At 64.2% G+C, this 16,818-nt stretch carries 17 protein-coding genes; 11 read left to right on the top strand and 6 right to left on the bottom strand.

Translation table 11 applies throughout. The annotated features are described in order from the left end of the window. Positions 1 to 75: 75 nt before the first annotated feature. From BLS75_RS10740 to BLS75_RS10725, 4 genes are all read left to right on the top strand, one after another. A complete protein-coding gene (locus BLS75_RS10740) occupies positions 76 to 975 on the top strand; it encodes a LysR family transcriptional regulator ArgP (protein ID WP_015636800.1) in 900 nt (299 codons plus the stop codon). Positions 976 to 1,079: 104 nt separating this feature from the next. Then, positions 1,080 to 2,072 carry an NAD-dependent epimerase/dehydratase family protein gene (locus BLS75_RS10735; RefSeq protein WP_072450825.1) on the top strand — a complete coding sequence of 331 codons (993 nt, stop codon included), beginning with the start codon at positions 1,080 to 1,082 and terminating at the stop codon, positions 2,070 to 2,072. Positions 2,073 to 2,178: 106 nt separating this feature from the next. Then, entirely contained in the window at positions 2,179 to 3,018 is an 840-nt protein-coding gene (locus tag BLS75_RS10730) for a coiled-coil domain-containing protein (RefSeq protein ID WP_011063075.1), read from the top strand. Between the two features lie 123 nt (positions 3,019 to 3,141). Further along, positions 3,142 to 3,978, top strand: coding sequence for a cache domain-containing protein (locus tag BLS75_RS10725; RefSeq protein WP_072450824.1), 837 nt, complete (start codon positions 3,142 to 3,144; stop codon positions 3,976 to 3,978). An 86-nt stretch (positions 3,979 to 4,064) separates the two neighbouring features. Here BLS75_RS10725 and BLS75_RS10720 read toward each other — a convergent pair whose 3' ends face one another. Then, on the bottom strand, positions 4,065 to 5,582 hold the full coding sequence (locus BLS75_RS10720) for an MDR family MFS transporter (protein ID WP_072450823.1): 1,518 nt from the start codon (positions 5,580 to 5,582) through the stop codon (positions 4,065 to 4,067). 396 nt (positions 5,583 to 5,978) lie between these two features. Between BLS75_RS10720 and BLS75_RS10715 the strand changes: the two genes are divergently transcribed. Then, complete coding sequence (locus BLS75_RS10715; RefSeq protein WP_011063072.1) at positions 5,979 to 6,893, top strand: helix-turn-helix domain-containing protein; 915 nt, start codon at positions 5,979 to 5,981, stop codon at positions 6,891 to 6,893. Here BLS75_RS10715 and BLS75_RS32400 read toward each other — a convergent pair. After that, positions 6,886 to 7,062, bottom strand: coding sequence for a hypothetical protein (locus tag BLS75_RS32400; RefSeq protein WP_015636796.1), 177 nt, complete (start codon positions 7,060 to 7,062; stop codon positions 6,886 to 6,888). The two genes, BLS75_RS10715 and BLS75_RS32400, sit on opposite strands and share 8 nt — an antisense overlap. Before the next feature lie 141 nt (positions 7,063 to 7,203). After that, positions 7,204 to 8,109 (bottom strand): LysR family transcriptional regulator, encoded by a 906-nt coding sequence (locus BLS75_RS10705; RefSeq protein WP_072450822.1) that lies wholly within the window; start codon positions 8,107 to 8,109, stop codon positions 7,204 to 7,206. Positions 8,110 to 8,222: 113 nt separating this feature from the next. Between BLS75_RS10705 and BLS75_RS10700 the strand changes: the two genes are divergently transcribed. Next, positions 8,223 to 9,107 (top strand): MBL fold metallo-hydrolase, encoded by an 885-nt coding sequence (locus BLS75_RS10700; RefSeq protein WP_011063069.1) that lies wholly within the window; start codon positions 8,223 to 8,225, stop codon positions 9,105 to 9,107. Positions 9,108 to 9,176: 69 nt separating this feature from the next. After that, positions 9,177 to 9,791, top strand: coding sequence for an NAD(P)-dependent oxidoreductase (locus tag BLS75_RS10695; protein ID WP_072450821.1), 615 nt, complete (start codon positions 9,177 to 9,179; stop codon positions 9,789 to 9,791). A 104-nt stretch (positions 9,792 to 9,895) separates the two neighbouring features. On the opposite strand, the gene BLS75_RS10690 is transcribed toward BLS75_RS10695, so the two are convergent. Further along, positions 9,896 to 10,777, bottom strand: coding sequence for a LysR substrate-binding domain-containing protein (locus BLS75_RS10690; protein ID WP_011063067.1), 882 nt, complete (start codon positions 10,775 to 10,777; stop codon positions 9,896 to 9,898). 159 nt (positions 10,778 to 10,936) lie between these two features. Between BLS75_RS10690 and BLS75_RS10685 the strand changes: the two genes are divergently transcribed. Further along, the gene (locus BLS75_RS10685) at positions 10,937 to 12,574 is read left to right on the top strand and encodes a 5-guanidino-2-oxopentanoate decarboxylase (protein WP_011063066.1); all 1,638 of its coding nucleotides are present in this window, start codon (positions 10,937 to 10,939) and stop codon (positions 12,572 to 12,574) included. After that, positions 12,571 to 14,019: an aldehyde dehydrogenase family protein gene (locus tag BLS75_RS10680; protein ID WP_072450820.1), complete on the top strand. Its 1,449-nt coding sequence runs from the start codon at positions 12,571 to 12,573 to the stop codon at positions 14,017 to 14,019. Before BLS75_RS10685 ends, BLS75_RS10680 begins: the two co-directional genes overlap by 4 nt. 7 nt (positions 14,020 to 14,026) lie before the next feature. Here BLS75_RS10680 and BLS75_RS10675 read toward each other — a convergent pair whose 3' ends face one another. Next, positions 14,027 to 14,956 (bottom strand): AraC family transcriptional regulator, encoded by a 930-nt coding sequence (locus BLS75_RS10675; protein WP_015636791.1) that lies wholly within the window; start codon positions 14,954 to 14,956, stop codon positions 14,027 to 14,029. Between the two features lie 330 nt (positions 14,957 to 15,286). Between BLS75_RS10675 and BLS75_RS10670 the strand changes: the two genes are divergently transcribed. Continuing rightward, positions 15,287 to 15,652 (top strand): putative quinol monooxygenase, encoded by a 366-nt coding sequence (locus BLS75_RS10670; protein ID WP_011063063.1) that lies wholly within the window; start codon positions 15,287 to 15,289, stop codon positions 15,650 to 15,652. Positions 15,653 to 15,661: 9 nt separating this feature from the next. Continuing rightward, positions 15,662 to 15,934: a hypothetical protein gene (locus tag BLS75_RS10665; protein WP_072450819.1), complete on the top strand. Its 273-nt coding sequence runs from the start codon at positions 15,662 to 15,664 to the stop codon at positions 15,932 to 15,934. A gap of 9 nt (positions 15,935 to 15,943) precedes the next feature. Here the strand turns inward: BLS75_RS10665 and BLS75_RS10660 are convergent, their stop codons facing one another. Next, positions 15,944 to 16,573, bottom strand: a complete 630-nt coding sequence (locus BLS75_RS10660) for a flavin reductase family protein (RefSeq protein WP_011063061.1) — start codon at positions 16,571 to 16,573, stop codon at positions 15,944 to 15,946. Between the last annotated feature and the right edge of the window lie 245 nt (positions 16,574 to 16,818).

Raw genomic sequence — 16,818 nt, 5'->3', positions numbered from 1 at the left:
CTTTACGCTGGCTATTTTCCCGGCCCAGGTTGTATAAGAAAAACCAATATTACTGATCTCTCATTAGGAAAACTGATGTTCGACTACAAGTTGCTCTCGGCCTTGGCCGCAGTGATCGAGCAGGCAGGGTTCGAGCGGGCGGCCCAGGTGCTGGGTTTGTCACAGTCGGCGATTTCCCAGCGGATCAAACTGCTGGAGGCCCGGGTCGGCCAGCCAGTGTTGGTGCGGGTGACGCCGCCAGCGCCGACGGAAATCGGCCGGCGCCTGCTCAACCATGTGCAGCAGGTGCGCCTGCTGGAGCGCGACCTGCAAAGCCTGGTGCCGGCCCTGGACGAGGAGGGCCTGCCGGAGCGCTTGCGCATCGCCCTCAACGCCGACAGCCTGGCCACCTGGTGGGCTGGCGCAGTGGGCGATTTTTGCGCCGAGCACCATCTGCTCCTGGACCTGGTGGTGGAAGACCAGACCGTCGGCCTCAAGCGCATGCGCGCCGGGGAAGTGGCGGCCTGCGTCTGTGCCAGCGAGCGCCCGGTGGCCGGGGCCCGCAGCCTGCTGCTGGGGGCCATGCGCTACCGGGCCATGGCCAGCCCGGAATTCATCGCCCGGCATTTTCCCCAGGGCGTGCGTGCCGAGCAGTTGCCGCGCACACCGGCGCTGGTGTTTGGCCCCGACGATTTCCTGCAGCATCGCTACCTGGCTTCCCTGGGCGTGGACGGTGCTTTCGAGCATCATCTGTGCCCGTCTTCCGAGGGCTTCATTCGCCTGACCGAGGCCGGCCTGGGCTGGGGGCTGGTGCCCGAGTTGCAGGTCCGCGAGCAGCTCGAGCGAGGCCTGCTGTTGGAGCTGTTGCCGGATAAACCCATCGATGTGCCGCTGTACTGGCATCATTGGCGCAACGGCGGCCAATTGCTGGGGCTGCTCACCGAGCACTTGGCACGTTTGTCGGCACAATGGCTGGTGCCCTGGGAGCAGCCGTAAGCGTCAAGCGACAAGCTGCAAGTAGACAGCTTGCGCACTGATTTTTAACTTGCAGCTTGTAGCTCGTAGCTCGTAGCTCGTCACTGCTTTCTTAGGAATATTTCATGAAGATTCTGGTTACCGGCGCAAGCGGCTTCATCGGCGGGCGCTTCGCCCGCTTTGCCCTTGAGCAGGGCCTGGAGGTGCGGGTCAATGGCCGTCGCGCCGAAGCTGTGGAGCATCTGGTGCGCCGTGGCGCTGAGTTCGTTCAGGGTGACCTGAGCGATGCCGATCTGGTGCGCGAGCTGTGCCGCGACGTCGACAGCGTGGTGCATTGCGCCGGTGCCGTGGGCTTGTGGGGGCGCTACCAGGACTTCCACCAGGGCAATGTGCTGGTCACCGAGAACGTGGTCGAAGCCTGCCTCAAGCAGCGGGTGCAGCGGCTGGTGCACCTGTCTTCGCCCTCGATCTACTTCGACGGCCGGGATCACCTGGGGTTGACCGAGGAACAAGTGCCCAAGCGCTTCCGGCATCCTTATGCGGCCACCAAGTACCTGGCCGAGCAAAAGGTCTTCGGCGCCCAGGAGTTCGGCCTTGAAGTGCTTGCCCTGCGCCCGCGCTTCGTCACCGGCGCCGGCGACATGAGCATCTTCCCGCGGCTGTTGAAGATGCAGCGCAAGGGCCGCCTGGCCATTGTCGGCAACGGCCTGAACAAGGTCGATTTCACCAGTGTGCACAACCTCAACGAGGCGTTGTTCAGCAGCCTGCACGCCAGCGGCTCGGCCTTGGGCAAGGCCTACAACATCAGCAACGGCACACCGGTGCCTTTGTGGGATGTGGTCAATTATGTGATGCGCCAGATGCAGGTGCCGCAAGTCACCCGTTATCGCTCCTTCGGCCTGGCTTATGGCGTGGCGGCGCTCAACGAAGGTGTCTGCAAGCTCTGGCCGGGGCGGCCGGAGCCGACTCTGTCGCGCCTGGGAATGCAGGTCATGAACAAGAATTTCACCCTGGATATCAGCCGTGCCCGGCATTATCTCGGCTATGAGCCCAAGGTCAGCCTGTGGGCGGCCCTGGATGAGTTCTGCGCCTGGTGGAAAGCCCAGGACATAAGCTGAAACCAAAGACTGAACCGAGTTTGCCCGGCCCGGTCCATTGGCCGGGCGGATTAGCGGTTTATACTCGCCGCACTCAGCCACCACCGCGTTTCACAAAGGTTGCCCCATGCGTAACGATGCAAACGATGACTTCGACGACGTTCCCAGTCTGCGCGCCGATCCTCTCGACGACGATGTCTTCCCCACCACCAGCGCTGCCCGCGAGCGTACCTCCGTGCATTCGCGCGGCACGCCGGTAGTCAAGGTCAAGAGCCCCAGCACCGGCCCGCTCTGGGCATTGGTGGGCGCCTTGTTCTTTGCCTTCATCGGCCTTGCCTGGTGGAGCTTCCAGCAGATTTCGCTGATGGAACAGCAATTGGTGGCGACCCAGGAAAGCTTCGCCAGGATCAGTGAGGAAGCGGCCGGACGCCTGCAGGACATCTCCGGCAAGGTGGTGGCCAGCCAGACCAATGTCACCACCGACAGCGAAGCGCTGAAGCTGCAGATCAAGCAACTGGAGAGCCGCCTGCAGGACCAGAGCCGACAGCAGCAGGGCGTGGCGGGGCAGGCCACCGATCTGGACAAGCGCCTGGCGCAGATGAGCGCGCAGACCGCCGAGCAGCAAGCAGCCAACAGCCAGTTGCAGGCCCAGGTGAAAGCCTTGAGCGGTGAACTGGCGAGCCTGAAAAGCGCCCAGACCGACAACGGCAAGGTCGATGCCCAGCTCAAGAGCCTGGGCGCCGACCTGGCCACGCTGAAGAAACAGGGCAATCCGAGCGCCGCCATCGAGCGTCTGGAACAGGACCTGATCGTGCTCAAGAGCCAGCAGGACAACCGTCCCGCCGCTGCGCAAAACGGTGCCAGCACTGCCGAGTTCGACGCCTTTCGCGGCCAGGTGACCCGCAACATCAACACGCTGCAAAGCCAGATCCAGAACCTGCAGCAGCAGATCAACACCCGCCCTTGATGGGGGCCGCCTTCCCACGCCTGGCGTGGGAAGGCGTCGGTTCACCCCCCGTGTGCTGAATGTTTCCGCATATCCTGCAGCCGTCTACGCTCTTCGAACGCCAACACGAACGAGGAGCGGGCGATGAGACTGTGGCTTGGAAATACCTGGCTGCTGCTGTTGTGCTTGGGCCCGCTGCAGGCGGCGCCGTCGGTGGATGATGGCGCGGCGGCCCGGGCGCTGCTGGAAAAGGCCCTGGGCTACTACCACGATCAGGGCGACAAGGCATTCGCTGCCTTCAGCCGCCAGGGCGAGTTCGTCGACCACGACCGCTATGTGTTCGTGGTGGATACCCAAGGCGTGATGCTGGCCAGTGGCGGTCCCTCGTCGGCGTTGATTGGCCGTGATGTGTCGCAAGTCCTGGGGCCGGACCTGCGCAAGGCGTTCAAGCAAGCGTTGAAGACGCCCGAGGGCAATGGCATCCAGCAGGCCGAGTACCGCTGGCAGAACTGGGCCGACGGCAAGATCGAGCGCAAGCATGTGTATTTCCAGCGGGTCGGCGAACGCATCCTGGCGGTGGGTTACTACCAGCCCCGGGCGTCGGCCGAGCAGGCCAGGGCATTGCTGGAGAGGGCAGCCACGGCCCTGAGCACGGACCGCAACGGCACGCTCAAGGCGATCAACCAGTTGCAGGGCGGTTTTCTTGAAGACGATCTGTACGTGTTCGTGGTGGACATGGACAGCCGGCGCTACCTGGCCCATGGCACCAACCTGCGTTTGCTCAACACCGACTTCGCCAAGATCAGGGATCCCGAAGGCAAGCCGGTGGGCGAGCCGATGCTGGCGCTCATGGCTCGCGAGGATCAGGGCGAATACCAATACCGCTGGAAGAACCCGGTGACCGGCAAGGTGGAGGACAAGCACGCCTACCTGCGCAAGGTAGGGAATCTGCTGGTTGCGGTGGGCTACTACAGCCCTTGATCATGCTGCCCTGCAGCCGCTGCCGCAGGCTGCTTCAGCAAAGGCTGGAGCGCTTCGACCAAAGCGGCTACAGGACCCGGGGCGGGTTAACGCGCCTTGTCTTCACGACCGCGCAGCAGGCGATTGGGCATGGCGATCGCCGCTGCCAGCCCCAGCAGGGATACCCCGGCACTGACCAGCAACAGATGCTTGAAGGTCGTCAGCAACTCGGCTCGCAAGGCGTCCCGCGCCGGGCCGGGGGCGGCGTTCAGGCCTTCCAGCAGGGCATTGCCGGAGTGCCCTTCAACCATCAGCCCGGCGCCACCGAGATGGGCCAGGCTGGAATCCTGGAGCAAGGCCAGCAGCAACGCCGACATCAGCGCCACGCCCACCGCCCCGCCGAGGGCGCGGAACAGGTTGGTGGTGCTGGTGGCCACGCCGATATCCCGTTGCTCCACCGAGTTCTGCGTGCCCACCAGGGAGGTGGGGAACTGCATGCCGCCGGCGATCCCGCAGAGCAGCATGAACAGGCCGCTGAGCAGCTCCGACTGCGGCGGCACCAGGGCCATGCCGAGGATCGACAGCGGCATCAGCAGCGCGCCACTGAGGATCATCGGCTTGTAGCGCCCGGTGACCGAGGTCAGGCGCCCGGCACAATAGGCGCCCATTGGCAGACCCATGGCCAGCGGCAGCAGGTGCAGGGCGGCACTGTCGGCCCCGGCGCCGGTGATGCTCTGGAAGCGCAGCGGCATCAGCACGATCAGGGAAATGGCCTGGAAGCTGGTGAAGAAGATCGTGCACCAGCACAGCAGCGCGTTGCGGTTGGTGAACAGGTGCATCGGCAGCAGGGGTTCCCGGGCCCGGCGCTCATGCCAGACGAACAGCGCCAGGACGATAACCGCGATGGCCAGCAGATCGAGCACTTCGGCGCTGCGCCAGGAATAGCCCTGGCCTACCTGGGTGATACCCAGCAGCAGGGCGGTCAGGCCGATGATCATCAGCACGGTACCGAGGTAGTCGATGATCGGCTTGCGCTGGGGCACCGGCAGCCCGATCAGAGTGCGATGCGCCACCCACCAGGCGCCCAGGCCCAGAGGCAGGTTGATCAGGAACACCCAGCGCCAGGAAAGGAATTCGGTCATGTAGCCGCCCAGCACCGGGCCGGCGACGCTGGCCACTGCGTACATGCTGCTGAAGTAGCCCTGGTAGCGACCGCGCTCCCGAGGCGGAACTATGTCGCCAATGATGGCCTGGCTCACTGAGATCATGCCGCCGGCGCCGATACCCTGAATAATCCGCGCCAGCACCAGTTGCTCCATGTTCTGTGCCAGGCCGCAGAACAGCGAGGCCAGGGTGAACAGCCCCATGCCGAACAGCATCAAGCGGCGGCGGCCGTAGAGGTCGCCGAGCTTGCCGTAGATGGGCACTGCCACGGTCATCGCCACCATGTAGCCGGAGATCACCCAGGCCAGCAGGCCGACGTCCTTGAACTGGGCGGAAATGGCCGGCATGGAGACGGCGACGATGGTCTGGTCCAGGGCACCGAGAAAGATCGCCAGCATCAGGGCGATCAGCACGCTGCGAATGGCCGGTTTGGGCGAGACGGGCTGTTGGAAGTGGGTCACGAAAGAACCTGCGGGCAGAGATTGACCCGGCGGAGCAAGGCCGGTGGAAGTGCGCTTCAGTGTACTAGATAGGAGCCTACTAGATAGCCATACAAGGAAGTCTCCGGGGATTTTTCATCTGGGCTTAACTGATGGGAACGATGCTCTGTGAAGACCTGGGCGGCCAGACGAAAACGCAGATTATTCGGCGGGAATTAGCTGGTAATGGGACGCATTCTGTATAGTGCCCGGCACTGGGCTGGTGCTCTGAACACCGGCCCGGTCAATGTCCATTGATGTTGCTGTTGCTTGTATTTCGCCTGGGCGTATTCGTTTATCGAAGAGCCCTGGCGGTTGTCTGATGGTTCGCCCGCTGGCGCCCCCGTCGCCCGTCACACTGAGGCCTGGACTGTAGTGATGAACAAGCCTGCCCTTGCGTCGATTCCGGTGTTCAAGCTCTATGGCGAGAGCCTGGACTGGCCCACCCCGGACCTGCTTCATTGCGAGCCCATCAGCCAGCGCAGCCGCGAGCACCATTGGGAAATCAAGCCCCATCGGCATGCCGACCTCTGCCAGTTGCTGTTTGTATACCGTGGGCAGGCGGAACTGGAGATCGAAGGCCAGCGTACCCTGCTGGACAAATCGATGGTCCAGGTCCTGCCGCCGCTGTCGGTCCATGGCTTCCGGTTTTCCGAAGACATAGAAGGTTATGTGGTAACGCTGGCAGCGCCGCTGGTAAGCCATCTGCAAACCCAACTGGGGCAGGGGCAAAATACCCTGGCCAGGCCCGAGGGATATCCGACGGGGGCAGACGAGGCGTACCTGAACGGTTTGTTCGCCGCCTTGCAGCAGGAGTACCAGGGGCAGCAGCCGGCTCGGGAAATGCTCATGCATGCGCTGGTCAGCATGATTGTGGTCTGGGTCGGGCGCCAGGCGTTGCAGCGCAGCAGTGCCAGCCGGCGTCCCCAGCGGGCCCGTGAGTATTTCAATGGCTTCATCCAGTTGGTGGAAGCCCATTACCGCGAGCATGTGAAGGTCGAGGACCTGGCCCACAAGCTGGGCATTTCAGTGTCGCACCTCAACGGCACCTGCCGTGAACTGGCAGGGCAGCCGGCGCTGCAGATCATGCACGAACGCCAGCTACTGGAAGCCAAGCGGCTGCTGACCTACACCGGGATGACCATCTACGAGATTTCCGCGGACCTGGGGTTTTCCGACCCCACCAACTTCACCCGGCTGTTTCGGCGCCGGGAGGGGATCTCGCCCAAGGTATTTCGCGACCGCCTGAAGGCCGATCAGGCCGGGGACGCCGATTCGCTGACGCTCACCTGAGGGCGTTCAAGGTGGCGTTGTGGGGCATGCAGCGTTCCAGGTTGCAACTGGCGTAGTTGCGCGGTTGCATGCGCGCCTGCTCCACGCGATAAGCGGCAGTACCGTATAGCGCCAGGGTCACGGTGCAGGTCATGAAGATGGCCAGGTACCTTCTTGTCTTGACGTTCATGGCAACGACCTCTGAACCCATACCCCTTTGGTTTAAAGGGGTACTGTTATCAGCATAGGTCAGTTGCGGGGGCTTGCCCGGCCTGTTTGGCAGGGTATTCAGCAGCTGGATCGAGCAGCCCGGCCAGCGCCGTGCATCTATCTACAAACCGTCATCCCAGAGCGGTTGCTGGGGAAACCTGAGGACCAGGAAGTCGAGCATGCTGCGCAAGGTCGCCGGCATGTGCTTGCGCGAGGCATAGACCGCGTACATGTTCATCGTGCGCGGTTCGGCGTGGGGCAGCAGGCGTACCAGCTCTCCACGCTTGATGTACTCACCGGCCTGGTAGCTGGGCAGCATGGCGATCCCGGCGCCGGCCATGGTGGTGCGCAGCAGCGTGCTGGCCTCGTTGGCGCTGATGTTGCCCTGCACCGGCACCGATACCTGTTCGCCATCCTGTTCGAAATGCCACAGGCTCTTGCCGAAGTAGGAGTGGGTCAGGCAGTTGTGCCGGTTCAGTTCCTCCACCCGCTGGGGCGCGGTGTGCTCTCGCAGATAGGCCGGCGAGGCGCAGATCACCGAGCGGCAGACCGTCAGGCGCCGGGCGATCAGGTTCGGGTCCAGGTCATTGCTGGTACGGATCGCCAGGTCAATGCGTTCATCCACCAGGTTTACCGTGCGATCGAGCATCTGCAGGTCGATGCTGACCCCCGGGTAGCGCTTGACGTAGTCGGCCACGGCATCCGCCAGTTGCGACTGGCCGAACGAGGTACTGACGCTGATGCGCAGCAGGCCGCGGGGTGCATCGTCCGGCTCGCCGACCGCGGCCTGCATGTCGCTGGACAGCTCCAGCATCTGCCGGCAGCGGGGCAGGATCTCACCGCCGGCGGCGGTCAGGCTGAGCTTGCGCGTGGTTCGGTGCATCAGCCGGGCGCCGACCCAGTCCTCCAATTCCGCCAGATAACGTGACACCACCGGACGCGACAGGTCCAGGTGATCGGCGGCGGCCGACTGGCTGCCCAGGTCGACGACGGTGACGAAGACCCGCATTGCTTGGAGACGATCCATGATTTGCCCGCTTTCAGAAACAAACTATGTTCAAGCATCGCATTTTTTGTAACGAGTCTGGCAACTAAGCTCTGTCCATCCCAACCCAGCCAACAGATGCCGGAGCTGCCCTCATGATCGGATTCACTTCACTCAAACGCTTGCTGCTGGCCACTGCCACCCTGGGCTTTGCCGCCCATGCCGCGGCCGCCGAGCCGACCCTGAGCCTGGATGTCTACAACCCGGGCGCCAACGCAATCTTCCCGGTGACCTCGGTGCTGGTCAGCGGCAAGAAGGACGCGATCCTGGTGGACGCCCAGTTCGGCAAGTCCCAGGCACAGCAACTGGTGGACAAGATCCGCGCCAGCGGCAAGCACTTGACCACCATCTACATCAGTCATGGTGACCCAGACTACTACTTCGGCCTCGACACCCTGACCGCCGCCTTCCCCGACGCCAAGGTGGTGGCTTCGCAGCCGACCGTGGATCACATCAAGGCCACGGTGGATGGCAAGCTGGCGTTCTGGGGCCCGAAAATGGGCGCCGACGTACCGGCCAAGACCATCGTGCCGGGCGTGCTCAAGGGCCACAGCCTGACCCTGGAAGGGCAGAAGCTCGACGTCATTGGCCTGGACGGCAAGCAGCCGGACCGCAGCTTTGTGTGGATCCCGTCGATCAAGGCGGTGGTCGGTGGCGTGGTGGTCGCGGAAAACATCCACGTGTGGATGGCCGATACCCAGACCCCGCAGTCCCATGCGGACTGGCTGGCTACCCTCAAGACCATCGACAGCCTGCAACCCAAGACCGTGATTCCCGGGCACTTCCTCGGTGACAGCGCGCGTTCCCTGGCCCCGGTGCACTTCACCGCGGACTACATCAAGGCCTTCGACGAGGAAACCGCCAAGGCCAAGGATTCCGCCGAGCTGATCGCGGCCATGAAAAAGCGTTACCCGGACCTGGGCGAGGACAGCTCCCTGGAGCTGAGCGCCAAGGTCGCCAAGGGCGAAATGAAGTGGTGAAAACGGTTTGACCCACTCCCTTGTGGGGGCGGATGCCTCTGTACTCTCTTAGCCAACTGGAGACATGTCATGAGCAAGATCGCAATCATTGGTGCCACCGGCCGTGCCGGTAGCCAACTGCTGGAAGAAGCCCTGCGTCGCGGCCACAGCGTGACCGCCATCGCCCGCAACACGGCGAAGATCGGTTCGCGTGTCGGCGTGGTCAGCCGCGATGTGGATGTGGCCGACAGTGCCGCGCTGCAAGCGGCGGTGGCCGGTCACGATGTGGTGATCAGCGCGGCGCATTTTTCCAGCATCGCTGCCAATGCCATCATCGACCCGGTGAAAAAGGCCGGGGTCAAGCGCCTGCTGGTGGTAGGCGGTGCCGGTTCGCTGTTGCTGCCGGGTGGCAGCAAGGTTATCGATAGCCCGGGCTTCCCGGAGGAATACAAGGCCGAAGCCAGCGCCGGCGGGGTGTACCTGGAGACCCTGCGCAAGGAGCAGGACCTGGACTGGACCTTTCTTTCGCCATCGGCGGAGTTCGTCGAGGGTGAGCGTACCGGGCACTTCCGCCTGGGCCAGGACGACCTGCTGGTCAGCGCAGAGGGCCGTAGCTGGATCACTTTTGCCGACTACGCCATCGCCATGCTCGACGAGGTGGAAAAGCCCGCCCATAGCCGTCAGCGTTTCACCGTCGGCTACTGATCACTGGCCGATTGACCCGTTAGCCGCCTGCTGCAGGCGGCTACCGGGTTGTTCCGGCAAGCGTTGAAGGCCCCTCGCGGGGCTTTTCGCTGCCTGCCGGTATTTCAGCGCTGCCGGGCCTGTTCCACCAGCCAGTCCAGCAGTTCCTGCAGGGCCGGCGAAGGCCCCGGGCGCTCCGGGTAAACCAGGTAATACGCCTGCCCTGTCGGCACCTTCAATTCAAAGGGCATGACCAGCCGCCCGGCACTCAGGTCATCGCCAATCAATGCCCAGTCGCCAATCGCCACGCCTGTGCCCTGGGAGGCCACGGACATCGCCAGGTCCAGGGTCTCGAAGTGCTGGCCCTTGCCCAGGGTGTCCAGGGGCGTGCCAGCGGCCTTGAGCCAGGTCTGCCAGTCCCGCTGATCATGGGAGGGGTGCAGCAGCAGGTGCTGTTGCAGGTCTCTGGGGCTCGTCAGCGGCACCGGGCCTTCCAGCAGGGGCCGGGAACAGACCGGAGTCAGCTGTTCATTGAACAGGTGTCGCGAGCCCAGGGTCGGTGCCGGTGGCGCGCCGTACATGACCGCGGCGTCGAACGGCTCGCGGCCGAAATCCACGCCATGGGCAATGGTGGTGGTCAGTTGCACTGGCACATCGGGGCGCTCCTTCTGCCACTGCAGCAACCGCGGCAGCAGCCAGCGCATCACGCAGGTCGGGGCCTTGAGCCGCAGGTTGCGCTTCTGGCCGCCGATCTCGTCCACCGCGCCATTGATCATTTCGAACACCTGCTGCACCCGTGGCAGCCATTCCAGCCCCTCGGCGGTGAGGCTCAGGCCCCGGGCCTGGCGCAGGAACAACGGATAGCCCAGGTGACTTTCCAGCCCGGCGATCTGCCGGCTTACCGCTCCCTGGGTGATGTGCAACTGCTCGGCGGCGCGAGTGAAGTTGCAGCACTGGGCGGTGATCAGAAAAGTGTGCAGCGCGGGCAAGGGAGGAAGGCGTTTCATGGCTGGCCGAGGCATGACGTGGGGACATGGCTAGTATGACTTTTTATCCATTGTTGCGGCTACAGGCCCACCGTTCCAATAGCCCCTATATCGGCGCCCGCAGGCGTTTTCCAGCCTGTGGCCGACGTGCGGTTTTCCTCCAATAAGAAGGGCGATGAGATGGCGACGTGCGGTGAAGTACTGGTCAAGCTACTGGAAGGTTATGGCGTCGAGCAGGTGTTCGGCATTCCCGGGGTACACACTGTGGAGTTGTATCGCGGCCTGGCCCGTTCGCCCATCCATCATGTGACTCCGCGCCATGAGCAAGGCGCCGGCTTCATGGCCGACGGCTACGCCCGAACCAGCGGCAAGCCCGGTGTGTGCTTCATCATCACCGGCCCCGGCATGACCAACATCACCACCGCCATGGGCCAGGCCTACGCCGATTCGATTCCCATGCTGGTGATCTCCAGCGTGCAGGCCCGCAGCCAGTTGGGGGGCGGGCGCGGCAAGCTCCACGAGCTGCCCAACCAGAGTGCGCTGGTCAGTGGCGTGGCGGCGTTTTCCCACACCCTGATGTGTGCCGACGAGTTGCCAGCGGTGCTGGCCCGGGCCTTTGCCCTGTTCCAGGCCGGGCGCCCACGCCCCGTGCATATCGAGATTCCCCTCGATGTGCTGGTCCAGGACGCCGACCACCTGTTGACCAGCGAGCCGGTGCAGATCGCCCGCGCCGGCGCCGCCCCGGCCGCTGTCGCGCAGATGAGCCAACTGCTGGCCAGTGCCAAGCGGCCGCTGATTCTCGCGGGCGGGGGCGCCATCGATGCCGCCCCGGCCCTGACCCGCCTGGCCGAGCTGTTGCAAGCGCCGGTGGCCCTGACCATCAATGCCAAGGGCATGCTGCCTTCGGCGCATCCGCTGCTGATCGGTTCCACCCAGTCCATGGTGGCGACCCGGGCCCTGGTGGCCGAGGCCGATGTGGTCTTGGCCATTGGCACCGAGCTGGCGGAAACCGATTACGACGTGACCTTCGCCGGTGGTTTCGAGATTCCCGCTACCCTGCTGCGTATCGATATCGATGCCGACCAGACCGTGCGCAACTATCCGCCGAAAGTGGCACTGGTGGCCGACGCCCGGATCGCTGCCGAAGCGCTGCTGGCGCAACTTGCCGGGCTGGAATTGGCAGCGCGTCGCAGCGACTGGGGCCAGGTCCGCGCCGCCGCCTTGCGCAGTGAGCTGAGCCAGCTCTGGGACGGCCCGACCCAGGCCCAGACCCTGTTTCTGCAGACCGTGGTCCAGGAACTGCCGGAGATTGTCCTGGTGGGCGATTCCACCCAGCCGGTGTACAGCGGCAACCTGACCTTCAACCCCGAGCAGCCACGACGCTGGTTCAACTCCTCCACCGGGTACGGCACCCTGGGTTATGCCTTGCCGGCGGCCATTGGCGCCTGGCTCGGCGGCGGTTCGCACGCCAGCCAGCGACGGCCGGTGGCCTGCCTGATCGGCGATGGCGGCTTGCAGTTCACCCTTTCGGAACTGGCCTGCGCGGTGGAGGCTCGCACCCCGATCATCGTCCTGCTGTGGAATAACCAGGGCTACGAAGAGATCAAGAAATACATGGTCAATCGCGCCATCGAGCCGGTGGGCGTCGACATCTACACCCCGGATTTCATTGCCGTGGCCAAGGGCCTGGGTTGCGCCGCCGAGCGCATCGACAGCGTCGAGCAACTGCGCGCGGCGCTGCGCTCGGCGGCGGATCGCCAGGGCCCGACCCTGATAGAGGTCGATCAGAACCGCTGGACCCAAGGAGTACAGGCATGAGCGCGCACCCCCTGTTGAACGGGCTGTACATCGACGGCCAATGGTTGGCGGGCAGCGAGCATCTGCAGGTGATCAACCCCAGCACCGAGGGCGTACTGGCCCAGGTTGCCGGTGGCGGTCCCGAGGCCGTGGAGCAGGCGCTGTGCGCTGCCAGCGCCGGCCTTGCGCGTTGGTCGCACAGCAGCGGGGCTGAACGTGCCGCGGTCCTGCGGCGGATTGCTGCCGGGGTGGCCGAACGCCGGGAGCGACTGATGCACCTGCAGTCGAGCAACAACGGCAAGCCGCAGTTCGAGGCCGCCATGGATGTGGACGATGTGATTGCCACCTTCGAGTACTACGCAGGGCTGGCCGAAGGCCTGGATGCCGCTCAGGACGCCAACGTGGCACTGCCCAGCGAGGCCTTCAGTGCCCGTCTGCGCCGCGAGCCCTGTGGCATCGTCGGGCTGATCGTGCCGTGGAACTTCCCCATGGTCACCACCGCCTGGAAGCTCGCTCCGGCCCTGGCCGCCGGTTGCAGCGTGGTGCTCAAGCCCTCCGAAGTCACCCCTTTGCCGGAGCTGGAACTGGCGGCAATCATCGCCGGCAGCGGCTTGCCCCGGGGCGTGTTCAACCTGGTCTGCGGCACCGGCCTGGCGGTGGGCGCGCCCCTGGCAGCCGACCCGCGAGTGGCGAAAATCTCCTTCACCGGCAGCAACGCCGTGGGGGTCCAGGTGATGCAACGCGCGGCGGAAACCGTCAAGGGCGTGAGCCTGGAGCTGGGGGGCAAGTCGTCGTTGCTGGTGCTGGCGGATGCCGATCTGGATCTGGCGGTGGAGCTGGCCTGTGGCGGCGGCTTCTTCAACGCCGGGCAAATGTGCTCGGCCACCAGCCGGGTGCTGGTGGCCGATGAGTTGGCCGATGAGTTCCTGTTGCGCCTCAAGGTCCGGGCCGAAGCCATTCGTGTGGCCGACCCGTTCGACCCGGAGGTGGAAATGGGCGCGCTGGTCAATCAGGCGCAATACCGGCGGGTGCAGGCCCATATCGAGGAAGGCTTGAATGTGGGGGCCAAGCTGGTCTGCGGCGGTGGCCGCCCGGCCGGCTTGCAGCAGGGGTATTTCATCCAGCCCACGGTGTTCACCGAGGTGCCGCTGGACAGTGCGCTATGGCGTGAGGAGATCTTTGGCCCGGTGCTCTGCGTGCGCAGTTTCAGCAACGAGCAGCAGGCCATCGAAATGGCCAATGACAGCGAGTTCGGCCTGGTGGCCAGCGTAGTGGGAGCGGATGCAGCGCATGCCGAGCAAGTGGCCAATGCCCTGCAGGCCGGTCTGGTGTGGATCAATGCGCCCCAGGTGATCTTTCCCCAGACGGCGTGGGGCGGCTACAAGCAGAGCAGCATCGGTCGTGAACTGGGGCCCTGGGGGCTACAGGCCTTTCAGGAAATCAAGCATGTGATCCGCGCTCGTTAGGCAGGCCTCAGTTGCTCACCCGCAGGCGCGCCATATCCCGCAACGGCGGCGCGCCGAACAAGCGGCTGTACTCGCGGCTGAACTGCGACGGGCTTTCATAACCCACCCGATAGCCCGCTACCGAAGCCTCCAGCCCCTCGGCCAGCATCAGCCGCCGGGCTTCTTGCAGGCGCAACTGTTTCTGGTACTGCAGCGGGCTCATGGCGGTCATGGCCTTGAAGCGGTGGTGCAGGGTCGAGACGCTCAGGTTCACCTCCCGGGCCAGATCATCGATGCGCAACGGGTGCACGAAATTACCGTTGAGCCACTTGATGGCCTGGTTGACCCGGTGGCCCTGGCTGTTGGCGGTGGCGATCTCATACAGGCGGTGGCCCTGGGGGCTGCGCAGCAGGCGATAGAGAATTTCCCGGCGTACCAGCGGCGCGAGCATGGCGATGTCTTTCGGGGTGTCCAGCAGGCGGGTCAGGCGCAACACCGCGTCGAGCATCGCCGGGTCCAGGCGCTCCACGTACAGGCCGCGCCCGGTAGGCCGGGCGGGTACGCCGATGGGGCCGGCATCGGCAATCAATGCATTGATTTCCCCGGGGTCGATGTCCAGGCGCAGGGCCAGGATCGGCTCCTCTGGTGAAACGATCGCCACCTTGCCGCTCAGGGGGACGGAAACCGAGACCACCAGGTAATTCAAGGGGTCGTAGTTGTAGCTTTCATCGGCCAGGCGTACTTCCTTGCGGCCCTGGGCCATGATGCACAGCGCCGGCTGTGCCAGCACCGAACCGAATTGATGAGAGCTGCTGTGGCGCGAGACGAACAACGAGTCGATGGCCGTGGCGTAGCTGCCGTCCTCGGCGGTGTTGCGTGCAATGATCGCGGCCAGTTCCACGCGCTGCCGTTCCATCTCCGGGGCCAGGGGCGGTGGCGGGGTTTCCAGTGATGGCATGGGGCAGCCTCCGAGTGTTTGCAGTCGGCACAGCTTAAGTTTGTGCAAGAAGCGCGGGTAGGCGAATCCTGCGTAAAACTTGCCTGATCCTGCTGCTTGCGCGCGCGATAGGCAAGATCAGCCGATGCTCCTGAGCTTCACTTGCTTGAAACACCGTTGTCATGCTTTTGCCCAATGGCGCGGAGTCGGGGAGGGAGCAAAGGGCTTGTCGCAGGATTGGGCAAATCAACGGCAGAAATCGACTAACGCGCGCGAGGGCCTGCCCCGTATCGTTGATCCTGTCGCAGCCCGTCCCATGGCTGCCTCGACAACACCCTGGGAGGGTCGCACATGTCCACGCATATTCCCGTCAGTCACATGGCCTTTGTCCGAGCCCGGGCCGGGCGTTCCAAGGAGCTGGGTGCGCGCTTGAGCAGCCTGATCGAACCGTCCCGCCAGGCCTGTGGTTGCCTGCATTTTGCCCTGCAGCATTCGCAGTGCGATGCCGACCTGTGGCTGGTGTCCGGTTTCTGGAGCAGCCAGCAGGCGATGACGGCCTATTTCAATTCCCCGGCCATGGCGATCTTTGCCGAGCTGGTGCAGGACCTGGTGGTCAACAGCCTGGATTTTCATACCTTCAGTACCGTGTCGGCGCTGCAAGCCCATGGCGAATATCCGCAACTACAGCAGGCGCCGGTGCACAAGCTGGCCAGTTGAAGGTTTAGAATGGCCGACTTTTCATTGGCCAGGACTCGCAACATGGCACGCAAAGAGTTTGCACACTACGAAGCAGTTTCCGCTGTGGTTCCAGGGGAGGGGGGATACAGCGCCGCCATCGCCGTCAAGGCTCTCGGCGCATCAAGCGCACCACGCTTTCATAAAGTCCTGGATGAGCAGAAATTCAAGACGGCGCATGACGCCGACCAGGCTGCCGCACAACAACTCGAACAGTTGACCGACGTCGATCAGGACGGCGAATTGAGCTGGAAGAGCTACTGAGTCCAAGCGCTATTTGACTGCCCCCGGGCGGTGCATCCTGAACAGAGCCTCTGGCCCCAGTTGGAAGTAATCCGCCGGCCCGCCGCCGCGCAGAATCGGCTCTGCCGCGGCGGTGTCGTAGATCCCGTCCTTGAGCAGCCACTTGGCGATATGCACGGCGACCACTTCGCCGAGGATCAGCCAGCTCGGCACCAGTTCCTTGTCCGCCCGCTGCAATTGAATGATCTGGGTGACCTTGCACTCGAAGGACACCGGGCTCTCGGCTACCCGGGGCACGCTGATGACTTTCGACGCCACGGGGGTCAGGCCGGCCAGTTCGAACTCGTTTACCTCGGCCGGGACTGCGGCGCAGCTCTGGTTCATCTGCTCGGCTAGAGGTCGGGTGGCCAGGTTCCAAGCGAACTCGCCGGTCTGCTCGATATTGTTCAGGCTGTCTTTGCGCCCGACGCTGGAGAAACCGATGATCGGTGGAATGTAGTTGAAGGCGTTGAAGAAGCTGTAGGGCGCCAGGTTCAGGCGCCCCTCGCGATCCTGGGAAGAGATCCAGCCGATGGGGCGCGGGCCGACGATGGCATTGAACGGGTCGTGGGGCAGGCCGTGGCCCAGGGCAGGTTGGTAAAAGTGGATATCGTCGGGCATGGCTCAAGGTTCCTGCTTGGGGCGGGTTAAGGGCGTCATAGTGCAGTGCGCAATCGCCCAATTCCAGCGTCCTGGCCCTTGAGCGTTCCACGCTGTGGGTGTTTTCCCCTGGCCAGAAACGACTAAGCCCGGCCAAGGCCGGGCTGTGGTGTCAGGTGCATCAATCAGCTGATGCTGGCGGAACCGGTGCGGTCGTAGCCATCAGCGGCGAAGGTAGCGGAACCGGTGCGGTCGTAGCCATCGGC

Origin of the sequence: Pseudomonas sp. NFPP12, assembly GCF_900103205.1 — a bacterium.
Taxonomy (GTDB): domain Bacteria; phylum Pseudomonadota; class Gammaproteobacteria; order Pseudomonadales; family Pseudomonadaceae; genus Aquipseudomonas; species Aquipseudomonas protegens.
The sequence above is the reverse complement of the archived record's forward strand: the minus strand, read 5'-3'. Positions and strand labels throughout refer to the sequence as shown.

Excerpts from the sequence above, each read along its gene's own strand:
- BLS75_RS10670 (WP_011063063.1), top strand. The coding sequence starts at position 15,287 with ATGTCCACGCATATTCCCGTCAGTCACATGGCCTTTGTCCGAGCCCGG.
- BLS75_RS10660 (WP_011063061.1), bottom strand. The coding sequence starts at position 16,573 with ATGCCCGACGATATCCACTTTTACCAACCTGCCCTGGGCCACGGCCTG.
- BLS75_RS10665 (WP_072450819.1), top strand. The coding sequence starts at position 15,662 with ATGGCCGACTTTTCATTGGCCAGGACTCGCAACATGGCACGCAAAGAG.
- BLS75_RS10685 (WP_011063066.1), top strand. The coding sequence starts at position 10,937 with ATGGCGACGTGCGGTGAAGTACTGGTCAAGCTACTGGAAGGTTATGGC.
- BLS75_RS10690 (WP_011063067.1), bottom strand. The coding sequence starts at position 10,777 with ATGAAACGCCTTCCTCCCTTGCCCGCGCTGCACACTTTTCTGATCACC.
- BLS75_RS10695 (WP_072450821.1), top strand. The coding sequence starts at position 9,177 with ATGAGCAAGATCGCAATCATTGGTGCCACCGGCCGTGCCGGTAGCCAA.
- BLS75_RS10680 (WP_072450820.1), top strand. The coding sequence starts at position 12,571 with ATGAGCGCGCACCCCCTGTTGAACGGGCTGTACATCGACGGCCAATGG.
- BLS75_RS10725 (WP_072450824.1), top strand. The coding sequence starts at position 3,142 with ATGAGACTGTGGCTTGGAAATACCTGGCTGCTGCTGTTGTGCTTGGGC.
- BLS75_RS10700 (WP_011063069.1), top strand. The coding sequence starts at position 8,223 with ATGATCGGATTCACTTCACTCAAACGCTTGCTGCTGGCCACTGCCACC.
- BLS75_RS10740 (WP_015636800.1), top strand. The coding sequence starts at position 76 with ATGTTCGACTACAAGTTGCTCTCGGCCTTGGCCGCAGTGATCGAGCAG.
- BLS75_RS10715 (WP_011063072.1), top strand. The coding sequence starts at position 5,979 with ATGAACAAGCCTGCCCTTGCGTCGATTCCGGTGTTCAAGCTCTATGGC.
- BLS75_RS10675 (WP_015636791.1), bottom strand. The coding sequence starts at position 14,956 with ATGCCATCACTGGAAACCCCGCCACCGCCCCTGGCCCCGGAGATGGAA.
- BLS75_RS10735 (WP_072450825.1), top strand. The coding sequence starts at position 1,080 with ATGAAGATTCTGGTTACCGGCGCAAGCGGCTTCATCGGCGGGCGCTTC.
- BLS75_RS10730 (WP_011063075.1), top strand. The coding sequence starts at position 2,179 with ATGCGTAACGATGCAAACGATGACTTCGACGACGTTCCCAGTCTGCGC.
- BLS75_RS10705 (WP_072450822.1), bottom strand. The coding sequence starts at position 8,109 with ATGGATCGTCTCCAAGCAATGCGGGTCTTCGTCACCGTCGTCGACCTG.
- BLS75_RS32400 (WP_015636796.1), bottom strand. The coding sequence starts at position 7,062 with ATGAACGTCAAGACAAGAAGGTACCTGGCCATCTTCATGACCTGCACC.